At 62.9% G+C, this 12,537-nt stretch carries 7 protein-coding genes; 5 read left to right on the forward strand and 2 right to left on the reverse strand.

Translation table 11 applies throughout. The features are described from left to right. Positions 1-67 precede the first annotated feature (67 nt). The 3 genes from C795_RS16595 (at position 68) to C795_RS0107825 (ending at position 6,322) form a co-directional block, all read left to right on the forward strand. Positions 68-3,607, forward strand: coding sequence for a SpaA isopeptide-forming pilin-related protein (locus tag C795_RS16595; protein WP_157487031.1), 3,540 nt, complete (start codon positions 68-70; stop codon positions 3,605-3,607). A gap of 93 nt (positions 3,608-3,700) precedes the next feature. Continuing rightward, positions 3,701-5,263: a SpaH/EbpB family LPXTG-anchored major pilin gene (locus tag C795_RS15535; RefSeq protein WP_017793202.1), complete on the forward strand. Its 1,563-nt coding sequence runs from the start codon at positions 3,701-3,703 to the stop codon at positions 5,261-5,263. A gap of 108 nt (positions 5,264-5,371) precedes the next feature. Continuing rightward, complete coding sequence (locus tag C795_RS0107825) at positions 5,372-6,322, forward strand: class C sortase (RefSeq protein ID WP_026139532.1); 951 nt, start codon at positions 5,372-5,374, stop codon at positions 6,320-6,322. Here the strand turns inward: C795_RS0107825 and serC are convergent. Next, positions 6,319-7,431: a phosphoserine transaminase gene (gene serC, locus C795_RS0107830; protein WP_017793204.1), complete on the reverse strand. Its 1,113-nt coding sequence runs from the start codon at positions 7,429-7,431 to the stop codon at positions 6,319-6,321. The two genes, C795_RS0107825 and serC, sit on opposite strands and share 4 nt — an antisense overlap. A 10-nt stretch (positions 7,432-7,441) precedes the next feature. Next, entirely contained in the window at positions 7,442-9,706 is a 2,265-nt protein-coding gene (locus C795_RS16600; RefSeq protein ID WP_017793205.1) for a helix-turn-helix transcriptional regulator, read from the reverse strand. 615 nt (positions 9,707-10,321) lie between these two features. Between C795_RS16600 and C795_RS0107840 the strand changes: the two genes are divergently transcribed. Continuing rightward, on the forward strand, positions 10,322-11,014 hold the full coding sequence (locus C795_RS0107840) for a metal-dependent transcriptional regulator (protein WP_017793206.1): 693 nt from the start codon (positions 10,322-10,324) through the stop codon (positions 11,012-11,014). Positions 11,015-11,115: 101 nt separating this feature from the next. Further along, complete coding sequence (gdhA, locus tag C795_RS0107845; protein WP_017793207.1) at positions 11,116-12,468, forward strand: NADP-specific glutamate dehydrogenase; 1,353 nt, start codon at positions 11,116-11,118, stop codon at positions 12,466-12,468. Positions 12,469-12,537: the final 69 nt, after the last annotated feature.

The following is a 12,537-nucleotide window of genomic DNA, read 5'->3' on the forward strand; positions in this document are numbered from 1 at the left end:
GGGCAAGCTGCTGGTGAATGCTCGCTGGCAGCACTATTCCCTCGTGATTGTTGTGAGGCGAGGGGATATGAAGCTGTCAGATCTGCCGGGGGCTCAACGCGTACGTCGCGTGGAGCTTCAGGCACCGGCGATGCGGTTGAAGGCTCAGGACGTCATGAAAGTGACGACCGTGTCTGTGCTGTGCGCTGCCTTCGCTGTGCTGGGCGCCGGCCCCGCATATGCGACGACCTTCCAGAATTCTCCTGTCGGCCAGGATCAGGTTGATCCGGCCCACACGACTCAACAATCAGCAGGGCAGGCTTCGACAGGTCAGCAGGCCGCCGAACCATCCAGCCCCGCCCCCCAGACCCCTGCGGCTGAGTCCGCTGCACCAGAACTGGTTTCCCCCGAATCAGTAGTTCCCCCCGCCTCCTCGAGTGAGGCACCCCAGAACGCTCTGGAGCAGAACACGGCTCAGTCGCAGGTCCCCACTTCGTTGCCCGGCCACGTCGCCGTACCCTATCTGCGTTGGAGCGTCTCCGATGCGCAGGGGGCATTGGTAGGTGACACCACTTTCACTGTGCAGCTTGCGGGCAGTGACGCCCCCAGCGCGGACGGCACGCCTGGCTGGGCCGGCGCCGTGACCGCCACCGTGCTCGACAACGTCGGTCAGCCGAATTACTCGGGGGCAGATTTTGACCCCGCGCCGGGCGTATTTACCGTGAAAACGCTCATTGATGATGCGGATGCCGCTCGCTCGCAGGAGATTGCGGGAGGGGACGTCGCGCGCGTGCGGCTGGCGACTGCCGCCGAATCCCTCAAGGCGGGCGAAGCCGCGTCGTGGACCGACGTAAAGATCACCCTGAATCGGGATGACGAGACCGTCCGAGTGGTGGCCGAACAAGCTTCAGCCTCCATCAACATGCTGCGGGATCCCGCCCCAGAGAACATCGTGGTGCCGCTTGTTGCAGGCGCACCGGACGGCGCGACGGCCCCCTACGTGTACTGGAACGTCACAGACCAGGACGGCAACCCGGTTGCCGGCGCGACATTCACGTTTGAACGACGAAACAACAACTGGACTGGACTCCGTACTGTGACGGACTGTGTGTCGGGGACCTGCACGGGGGTGGACCGCGACAACGATCCGGGTGAGTTCTCGGTGAAGTGGATCGACAGCGACACCCCTGGTGCTGACCCAGGCAGCGGTCGGCTCGCCGTTGAAGCAAATGGTCGATACCGCCTTCAGCCGATCAACCCACCACCGGGATACACCTGGACCTCAGGCACAGGACGGGTCGACTCCAACTCCAAGAACTGGTCGGGCGCTGACAATAATCGCACCCTGAACTTTGGTACCTTCTCGGTCGCCAGAGTGAATTATGCCCCGAGCTGCGTGGCCGGCTATGTGTACGGCATTCAGAGCTCTGGCCAGATTCGGCAGGTGACACCCGGAGGGAGCGTCACGAATCTCGGAAGTACGTCAGGGCTGTCGGGAGCAGAGTTTAACGGACTTGGGATTGGGACAGGTGGTTCGCCGGTCTACGCCTACTCCCGTGGAGGTACGGGTAACTCGACCTCCAAGGTCGCGATCTATCAGTACAACCCCGCCACTGGTAATTGGTCCAACCGGAACGTTTCGGTTGATTCGAACGACACCGGCTTCACCTTCGTTGCTGGCGCAGTGAACCTCAGCACAGGCAAGTACTTCCTCGGTGGATACCGCGGCGATGGTAACAATCGAATCTTCAGGCTTTGGGAATACACTCCCTCGTCCAACACCGTCGCATACAAGGGTGCGGTGAGCGCGCCGGGCTCTGGCAATGCGAACGGTGACATCGCATTCGATGCCAACGGCAACCTCTTTGTTGTGCGCGGGGCCGGAACGACAACCACCATTTATAGTGTTACCGCTGCAGACCTTGCGGCGGCGAACGGTGGCACGATTCCGTCATCGCCTTCCTCCCCTGTCCAAAACACCACACAGGACGTGAATGGCGTCGCCTTCGATGCTGATGGCACGGGATTCCTTGGCGGTGGTAAGGAAGTGCAGCGCTACGACATGCCTGGCTGGACGAACCAAGCTACCGTCACGTCGGGCAGCGGACTAGACGGCAGCACCGACCTGGCGTCATGCGGCTCCCCTCCCACGATCACCATTGAAAAGGTCATCGAGGGCGGCCGTGTCGCCGCGAGCGATCAGTTCACGCTGTCGTTGAACCAGGGTTCCACCCTGATCAGCTCGGCGACCACGACCGGCAACTCTGTAGGGGTGCAGGCTGACCGCATCGGACCGCTACCGACCGTGCGCAACGTGCCGCTCACCTTTAAAGAAACCGCTGCGGGAACCACTGATCTCAGCGGCTACGTGTCGAGCTATCGCTGCCTGATCGACGGAGTGCAGGCTTCGCAGGGTAACGGCACCTCGGGTTCCGTCACGATTCCTGTCACGGGCCAAGCGGTGAACTGTCAGATCTACAACGCGCCCCTCGTTGCGCAGGTCACCGTGCACAAGGACGTCACCGACGCGCAGGGAGCCAACCCTCAGCCCAAGGAAGGCTGGACAGTGAGCGCGACGGCAGTAGCCACCACCGGTTCGATGACCGCCCGTGACGGCAATCCAACGGACTCGACCACAACCAATGAAGCGGGCGATGCCACGTGGAACTACAAGTTCGGTGCCAAAACTGACGTCGGTGCTGTCACTGTAAGCGAAGAGGTCACACCCGGATACGCCTTCCAGAGTGGAGCATGTGTTGTAACGCACCTGGACGGAACGAGCACGACCACTGAGCTCGCGGGGCCGGCGGAGCAAACACTCGCCGGGATCGTGCCGGGCGACCGCGTTGACTGCGGTTACGTGAACAGGCTGCAACCGAACGAGCTGACACTCATCAAGAAGGTCACCAACAAACACGGCGGTACAGGCGTAGTAGCTGACTGGACGCTCACAGCCGAGGGGCCGACGGCGGGTGTGACGGGCATTACCGGAGACGCCGCGATTACGAACGCCAGCGTGGAGGCGGGCGAGTACACCCTTAGTGAGAGCGATGGCCCGCAGGGCTACCTGGCGAGCGCCTGGGAATGCACGAACGGCGAAGACACGCTCGACACCACCGGATCAAAGGTCACGGTGCCCACCGCAGGAAAAGTAGTGTGCACGATCACAAACTCCGATCTGCCGGGCAGCGTGACCTGGTCGAAGGTGGAAACAGGAACGAACGACCTGCTGGGCGGATCCGTTTGGACCCTGACCGGACCGGGTGCCGATGGCGCATCGGTCGAAGTTGAGGACTGCACCGAAGGTGACTGCGCGGGCATGCACGACCAGGATCCGGGCGCAGGCAAGTTCTTGATCGAGGAGCTTTCCTGGGGCGCCTACCAGCTGGAGGAGACCCGGGCTCCACTCGGGTATGTGCTCGATACGAGCACCACTCACGAGTTCGAGATTGCTGGCGGCGCACTCGAGATCACGGTTGACCCGATCAACAACGATCCGGTCCCGTCGCCCCAGATCCCGCTCACGGGCGGAATCGGTCGGGAGCTCTACACGATTGCCGGGTTCGGTGTGCTCACCCTCGCGGCGGCGGCGATCGGGGTGAACCGTATCCAGAAGCGTCGCCGGTAGCCAAGCGCCACCCCTATTAGTTCCAAATTTGCACCATCACTCTTTACGCCTGGTTCGCCGGGCAGAGGCAGAAACAGGGAGAAATTACTCACCATGAACGTTACAAAGAAATCGCTGCAGCGCGTTGCTGCTGGTGTCGGGGCGCTCGCCATCGTGCTGGGCGGATCCATCGGTGCTGCTACTGCGGCACACGCGGCTGTGCCACCGGCCGGTACAGCTCCGGGCGATGCAGCCGCGGGTTCAACGGGCACACTGACCGTGCACAAGCGCGCGGGCACGGCCGGAGCGGCGGGCAACGGCACCGAGCTCACGAACCCCACGGGATCGCCCCTCGGTGGTATCGCGTTCACCGCTCAGCAGGTGGGCACCTGGGACGGCAGCACCTGCGTTGCGATCGACTTGACGACGTCTGCCAGCTGGGACGCCGTGCAGGCCGCCAACGGTGCCAAGCCGGCAGCGCCTGCGGCCGCACCGGCAACAGGAGATCTCTGTAACTACGGCCAGGCCGTGACTCAGCCCACTGCTGACGGCACGGGCGCCACCACCTTTGGTGGCCTGAACCTCGGCCTTTACTACGTTGTCGAACAGGCCAACGCAAACGTCGCCGAGGCGGCAGCACCCTTCTACGTGACTGTGCCGTTCTCGAGCAACTCGGGCACCGAAGCAGCGCCGGTCACCACCTGGCTATACGACGTACACGTCTATCCCAAGAACTCGGTCGTAGACGCGCCCACCAAGACGATTGGTGAGTCACAGGCAGACCTGGTGGTCGGCGCCGACGTCACGTGGACCATCTCGCAGGTGATTCCTACCCTCACCGAATCCTCGTCGAAGTTCACCGACGTATCGGTATCTGACGTGCTCGACAGCCGCCTGGCCTACAAGTCCTCGGTTATTGAGATCGTTGGCAGCGGCAACGACGTGCTGCTGGTCGAAGGCAACGACTACAACCGCGCCGGCAACGTGTCTTGGACGCTCACCGACAGCGGCCTCGCTCTGCTCGACGCCCACCAGGGCAGCACGCTTCGCGTGACGCTGACCTCGACGGTCACGAGCGTGACAGCCGAGAACGAAACCGCGGGTAGCATCAGCAACCTCGCTACGGTGACGATCAACAACAAGCCGCGCACCACTCCCGAGGTGTACACCTACTGGGGCAACCTCAAGGTGACGAAGCACGACTCCACTGTCACGGGAACGCCGCTCTCGGGTGCAGAGTTCCAGGTCTTCGATAATGCCACAGGCACCACCTGCCCAGCACTGCCCACGAGCGGTGCGCTTGCGACCGGCACCAGCAACAACGCGGGCGTCGTCGAGTGGACCCGAGCAGATCAGCCGACTCCCACGGTCACTGAACTTGGTCTCTGGATCGCCAACTCCAACTCCGTCATTGCTGACCCGACCAAGGGTTACTGCCTGTACGAGACCGTTGCTCCCACCGGGTACGCGGCAAACACCGCGGGGGAGCTCGTCACCATCGGCCTCACCGACAATGCGCTGCTGACGAAGCCCGTCGTGAACACCAAGGTGCCGGGCCCGGCACTGCCCCTCACCGGCTCGACCGGAACGTTGATGCTCTCGGTCGCAGGCCTCGCCCTTGTCGGCGTGGGCGGTGCCACGGTGCTGCTGCGTCGTAAGTTCGCGAAGCGCGCATAACAAGCGACCGTAACACCGTGAGGGCCGGGGCGTACTGCACGCCACGGCCTCACGCACACCAGGCCATCGCGCACGCTGAGAAACGGGGACCCAGACTTGCGTACTACCTTGACTACCGAAGCCGCGGCTGAGGTAACCGCAGCACCCACGGGAGTGACGGCCTCCGCACCGCACAAACGGTGGCAATTCAAGTGGGGGGCGGTCGCGACCGCGCTCCTCCTGCTCGCGGGCGTGTGCCTCCCGCTCTACCCACACGCGGCGGCCTGGATATCGCAGTACTACCAGTCACGGGTCGTAGTCAACGTCTCACAGCAGCTGCCGCGGTCGGGCGAACCGAGCAACCTAGAACACCTCGCCGATGCGCGCGCCTACAACGACAGCCTCGTCGGAGGCGCCTTCCTCAACGCCAACGGTCACAAACCCACCGCTGAGCCCTTCAAAATCGACGGGTTTGACTACGGCTCGCTCCTCAAAGCGATGCCGGATGGCGTCATGGCACGGTTGCGCATCCCCGCGATTGCGGTCGATCTACCGATCTACCACGGCACCGAAGATGCCACTCTGCTCAAGGGAGTCGGACACCTCGAGGGAACATCGTTGCCCGTGGGAGGCAAGACCCAACACTCGGTGCTCACCGCCCACCGGGGTCTTCCCGAAGCCACGATGTTCGACAACCTTGATCAGCTGAACGCCGGCGACACCTTCACCATTGAGGTGTACGGAGACGTGCTGACCTATCAGGTCACCAACAAGCGCACGGCCGCTCCCGAGGAGACAGACACGCTGCGCGCCGTGGCCAATAAAGACCTTGCCACGCTCGTCACGTGTACCCCGCTCGGCATCAATACGCACCGCATACTGGTGACCGGGGAGCGCATGCTGCCCACGCCCCAGGGCGACCTCGACCGCGCGGGCGAGGTTCCCAATATTCCAGGGTTTCCCTGGTGGGCGGTAGGACTAGCTGCGGCGCTCGCCGCTCTCGGCACCTACGTGTGGGCTACGAGCCGGCCGCCCAAGTCGCCGATGCTACTCAGGCGGCCGGAGCACGCTGCCAATTAGACCAGGCGCTCGAGCACGTAGTCGATGCAGGCGGTGAGCTGGCGCACGTCTGCGGGGTCGATCGCGGTGAACGTCGCGACGCGCAGCTGGTTGCGGCCCAGCTTGCGGTAGGGCTCGGTGTCCACGATACCGTTGGCGCGCAGCACCTTCGCGATCGCTGCGGCGTCCACGGTCTCATCGAAGTCAATGGTGACGACGACCTGCGAGCGGTGATCCGGATTCGATACAAAGGGAGTGGCGACCTGGGTCGCCTCAGCCCAGTCGTACAGCGCCTGTGAGGACTCGGCCGTACGGGCAGCGGCCCACGACAGGCCACCCTGCTCGTTGATCCAGCGCACCTGCTCATCCATGAGCGCGAGCGTCGCGAGCGCCGGGGTGTTGAGCGTCTGGTTCTTGCGCGAGTTCTCGACCGCACCCTGCAGGTTGAGGGTCTCGGGGATGTAGCGGCCCGAGGAGGTGACGCGCTCGATGCGCTCGATGGCGGCGGGCGACACGAGTGCGAACCACAGCCCGCCGTCGGACGCGAAGTTCTTCTGCGGGGAGAAGTAGTAGACGTCGGTCTCGGCCGCATCGAAGTCAATGCCGCCAGCGCCGCTCGTCGCGTCGACGACGGTGAGTGCGTCGCCTGCGACGCGCTTGACCTGCGTCATGACACCGGTCGAGGTCTCATTGTGGGGGTACGCATAGACGTCGACGCCGTCGACGGCCTCGGTCTCGGAGCGCGACCCGGCCGCAGCCTCGCGCACATCGGGATCCTGCAGGAAGGGAGCCTGCTTCGCGGCCTTCGCGAACTTCGCGCCAAACTCACCGAAGGTGAGGTGCTGGCTGCGGTTCTCGATCAGCGAGTGCACCGCCGAATCCCAGAACGTGGTCGCGCCGCCGTTGGCGAGCAAAATCTCGTAGCCCTCGGGTGCGCGGAACAGATCGGCGAGACCGTTCTGCACGCTCGCGACGAGGTTCTTGACGGGCGCCTGGCGGTGCGAGGTGCCCAGCACGTCGGGCTGCAGGGTCGAAAGGAAGTCGAGCTGTGCGCTACGAACCTTCGAGGGGCCGCAACCGAAGCGACCGTCGGCGGGCAGAAGATGAGCTGGAATCGTGATGTCGGCCATACCCACGATTCTAGCGAGGGCTGTGGGATCTTGACGCCGCATTGAGCGCGGCGGGAGTCGCGGAGTGCGCCATGAGCGAGGGGCGTCTCGCGAACCACACGCTCAATTCGTCTCGGTTCCTGACCCCAACCTTGACGAAGATGTGGCCGAGGTGTGCCTCGACGGTGCGTGTTGACACAAACAGTCGCGCAGCAATGTACTTGGTCGTGTGGCCGAGTGCCGCCAACAGTGCAACCTCGCGCTCGCGCGCGCTCAGGCCCGGTGCAGGCGGGAGCGGCAGCCATACTCCGAGCTCAGCTAGCAAGCGTACCTCGGGGGAATCGTCTTCAATCGTGGGGTCGCAGATACCCTCAATATGGGCCCACAGCGCGCGTGCCTGATGCGACTCGATGTTTCCCGCAATCTCGAAGGCACGCGATTGCTGCTCAGCGGCGAGACCAGATTGTTCGTAGCAAGTTACATGCAGGGCCTGAGGTTCAATCAATGCCAGGCCTTCCTCGCGTGCCCAGGCTGCCAGCCCAATGGCCAGCGCGGCGACATCGTCCTCTCGCAACCACTGGTGGGCGCGCAACGCTAACAACCTCTGCACGCCGCTGAGCGTTTGGCCGAATCCCCAGTGAGTGTCCTCCGCAATGCGCAGGCACTCGACGGCCCCCTCGCGCTCGCCGAGCACCGCCAGCACAAAGGCTCGTGCGGCAGCGACGAGCTGCGTAAGCGCAAAACTGTCATAGTGCTTGAACTGTTGCAACAATTGTTCGCTCTGTTGCGCGGCGTCAGACCACCGGCCCGTCTGAATCGACACGAACAACTGTGCGGTGCTCAAGAATCCTGCGTGCTGTGATTCGGACGGCGCAAATTGCACGGGGCCATTCAACAGTGATTCGCAGACCTCCGCAGCCTTGTCAGAACGACCGCCCAAGCAGTTGCTCACTACCCAGCAGAATGCGTGCAGGTCGACATAGTCTCGCCGGGCGCGGGGACCCAGCTGGCTGAGCGAGTGCATCTGTTTTGCCAGCCTGCTCGCCTGCTCAGTGTTGCCCTGCTGCGCGAGAATCATGGCCATGCTGCCGCGGGCGGGGGACCGAATCAACTCGATCGCGAGGTCGCTGGTCACCTCAGGCAGATGGGCGCCTTCGAAGGCCTCCCGTATGCGGCCAAAGTCTGCCAGTAGATAGGTGTGCACGGTGTGCACGATCTCGAGCGCCATCGCTTTCACTGACGCTGGCGCATGTGTTGTCTCATCGGAAAAGCGTGCCGTGAGTTCGTCGAGTTCTTCGAGCACACGCTGCCTGATGTGATGCTCATGGAACTGGAGACGTATGCGCTCGACACACAGAGAAGCCACGAGCGGGAGGTCGAGTTCTGCAATCTGGCTGGGATCATCGAGCAATCGATTGATTGCGGGCGTGACGAGGTGGGCGGCGTTCTCATCGCCGAGCAAGAATGCCAGGCGAATGGTGGCGAGCTGCGCGACGCCGCGCTGCTTCGGGGTAGCGTCTGGGTGCGCGGACATCTGCTGTGCCAACTGCAATGCCAGCGCCGGATCGGTGCGTTTTGAACCCAGTTCGAACGCGGCCCACAGCCACTCCTGAGGAAGGCGCCGGTTGGCCCGAAGGCCAAAGGTTACGAGCCGGATCAGCCGATCGGGCATGTGCAGCGGATCCATTCCCTGGCGGTCCTCATCGAGCAGGTCATAGACGGCATCGTAAATCTCGTGCCTTCTGGGAGGCGATATGCGCGAGCGCAGCGAATCAGTGACCATGACGTGTGTGAGTACGAGAGTATGCTGGTGAGCAGACTGCCGCCACGAGAGGAAGCCCTGTTCAAAGAGTTGAGCGAGTAGTGCGGCGTCCAGGCTGCGCATCAGGGTTGTCTCGGTGATGGGTTCAGCGATCGCCACAAACTCGAGGAGCCACAGCTCGGCTTCAGTGCACCCCTGGGTGTGCAGCTCAGCAAAGTCGGCGGGAACATGGTCATTGTTGCTGGCTACCCAGGCCACACTATTGCTGCGCTGCACACTCCCCGAGCTGACGCTGGCCATCGCAAGAGCAGCGAGCGCATAGCTCTTGCCGCGTGAGAGCGTCAGCCAGCGAGTCAGCGTGCTTCGTTCGATACGTTGTACGCCGAGCAGGCTCGAGAGATAGTCATTCGCCTCGAACGTATTGAGCGGGCCAATCGGGATCTTGGCGTGTGGAATGCCGCGGGTGACTGTCTGGACTGCGCCCGTCAGGTTTGTCGCAGTCGCGATGATCCGTGGGGCCCGGGGGGCTGTCAAGTATGAGGCGCAACAACTGCAGGTCTGCCGGAGAGTACGCGTCAATATCTGGTGCGACCAAGGTCTCGGTATGTGTCTCTTCCACGAGGGCGTCGAGGATGGAGCGCGCGAGCTCCTGAGGTGAACTGGGCTCCTCGAAGTCATCACCAAACACTGAGGTGACGCCGATTGAATGCGTGGGGGGCGTCGGTAGCACGGTCACGGTTTTCGACGAATCTGAATTGAGTGCGTGTGCCGCGGCCGTAGCAAGATGGATCCTGCCATTGCCGCGCTCGCCCAGCAAGAGTACGAAGGCATCCTCTGCCTGGGCAGCCTCCACGACCCCTGCCAGCCGGGGGGAAACAGCCTGCATCGGCCCTGAGTCTGACGCTCGAGGGTGAAACCGAACTGTAGATAGGTGCTGCAATTCTTTTGTCACTGGACCAGTCATCCCGCGAAGCAACCAGCTGATCTTTCACGGGAATAATAGCTATGCAAAGACAGAACTAAAGTAATGCATGGTTTTCAAGAAATGCTCACAGTTGTCTATTTATTAAAGGTAAGTGGGAGGGGCCGCGGCGTAGTTCGCTCCCAACATGCCATAGGCTGGGGGGAGGAAAAGTGGAGAGGACAGTGATGGCGGATCTGATCGATACGACGGAAATGTACCTCCGCACTATCCTCGAGCTCGAGGAAGAGGGCATCGTGCCGCTGCGGGCACGTATCTCGGAGCGACTGGGGCACTCGGGGCCCACCGTATCGCAGACGGTTGCGCGCATGGAGCGCGACGGGCTCGTCGTGGTGACCGATGACCGCCGTCTCGAGCTGACTGACGATGGACGTGGAAAGTCGGTGCGCGTGATGCGTAAGCACCGCCTCGCCGAGCGCCTGCTTGCCGATGTGATCGGCCTCGAATGGCCCTATGTGCACGAGGAAGCCTGCCGGTGGGAACACGTGATGAGCGAGCGGGTCGAACGCAAGCTGCTCGACATTCTCGATCACCCGACCGAGTCGCCCTACGGCAACCCGATCCCCGGTCTCGATGAGCTCGGCGAAGTGCGTTCCGGATCATTCCAAACGGACGTGATGAGCCTGAACGAACTTACCCTAGAGGTCGACCGTACCGAGGTCGCGCTCATCAAGCGGCTGGCTGAGCCGGCTCAGGTGGATCCGGAACTGCTTCAAGAACTTGCTGCCGCGGGCGTCGTTCCCGGCAACAGAGCTTCCTTCACCCGCCGCGGCGATATCGTGCGCGTCGAGGTCGATGGAATGAGTGATGCGATCGATCTCCCGATGGAGATTGCCGCTCACATATTCGTCTCGCTGTAGAGACGCCGCTCGTGTGCGGCTCTGCCCGCGCGCGGGCACAGCAATAAGGAGCTGCCCACCGGGGCGGCCTGCACTGGAGTTGATATACCGAGGAGTCAAAGTTGTCCCTTCTTACCCCTGAGGCCCATCTGCGCGCGGTCACCGAGACGGTTCAAGCGCGCAGCACAAGTGAGCCAGAGTTCTTGCAGTCTGTGCACGAGGTGCTCGAATCCTTGACCCCCGTGCTCGCCGAGCACCCCGAGTTCATTAGCGGCGGTATTCTCGAGCGGCTCGTGGAGCCCGAGCGGCAGCTGATCTTTCGCGTGCCCTGGATCGACGACCAGAACCGGGTGCGAGTCAACCGCGGGTTTCGCGTGCAGTTCAACTCGGCACTCGGCCCCTATAAGGGGGGACTGCGGTTTCACCCGAGCGTGAACCTGTCGATCATCAAGTTCTTGGGGTTCGAGCAGATCTTCAAGAATGCGCTCACGTCGCAGCGCATTGGCGGCGGCAAGGGCGGGTCTGATTTTGACCCGACCGGCAAGAGCGATGCCGAGGTGATGCGGTTCTGCCAGAGCTTCATGATGGAACTCGTGCACCATATCGGTGAAGACACCGATATACCCGCAGGCGACATTGGGGTGGGTGGCCGCGAAATCGGCTACCTGTTTGGGCAGTATCGTCGCAGCACCCAGCGCTACGAGTCGGGCGTGCTCACCGGTAAGGGCGTGGGCTGGGGTGGTGCAGAGGTGCGCACCGAGGCCACCGGTTACGGAGCCGTGTTCTTTGCCGAAGAAATGCTGCTGCGCGTGGGCGAGGCCATTGAGGGGCGTCGCGCGGTCGTCTCGGGATCGGGCAACGTCGCGACGTATGCCATTGAGAAGATCCAGCAGCTGGGCGGCAACGCGATCACCGCATCGGACTCGAGCGGATACGTGGTCGACGAGGCAGGTATCGATCTTGAGCTGTTGAAGCAGATCAAGGGCGTCGAGCGCGGTCGCATCGAGGAATATGCCGCACGTCGCCCCAGTGCGCGTTTCGTATCGGGGGGGTCGGTATGGGACGTTCCGTGCCATCTGGCGTTCCCGTGCGCTACTCAAAATGAGCTGCGCGAGGCCGATGCCCGCACTCTCATTCAGAACGGCGTGCGCGCAGTAACCGAGGGCGCGAACATGCCGACGACTCCGGCAGCGGCACTCATTCTGCAGGAGGCCGGCGTGCTGTTCGGGCCGGGCAAAGCGGCGAACGCGGGCGGTGTCGCGACCTCTGCGCTCGAGATGAGTCAGAACGCGGCGCGATCGCGCTGGGACCGTGATACCAGTGAGAATCGGTTGCACAAGATCATGCGCGACGTGCACGAGGCGACCTATGCCGCGTCGGCGCGATACGGCCGCCCGGGCGATTATGTGTTGGGTGCGAACTCGGCCGCATTCGTGCGGGTGGCGCAGGCGATGCTCGAGCAGGGCGTCATTTAGTTTGACGTCGAGCTAACGGTGGTCGGCGGGTGGTCAGTTTGCGGCATGACTCTGCAACCCTCAACAGTT

The organism is Leucobacter salsicius M1-8 (assembly GCF_000350525.1).
In the GTDB taxonomy this organism is placed as follows: Bacteria; Actinomycetota; Actinomycetes; order Actinomycetales; family Microbacteriaceae; genus Leucobacter; species Leucobacter salsicius.

Bases quoted from the DNA above. Each gene is read 5' to 3' on its own strand.
- C795_RS16595 (WP_157487031.1), top strand. From the start codon at position 68: ATGAAGCTGTCAGATCTGCCGGGGGCTCAACGCGTACGTCGCGTGGAG.
- C795_RS15535 (WP_017793202.1), top strand. From the start codon at position 3,701: ATGAACGTTACAAAGAAATCGCTGCAGCGCGTTGCTGCTGGTGTCGGG.
- serC (WP_017793204.1), bottom strand. From the start codon at position 7,431: ATGGCCGACATCACGATTCCAGCTCATCTTCTGCCCGCCGACGGTCGC.
- C795_RS0107840 (WP_017793206.1), top strand. From the start codon at position 10,322: ATGGCGGATCTGATCGATACGACGGAAATGTACCTCCGCACTATCCTC.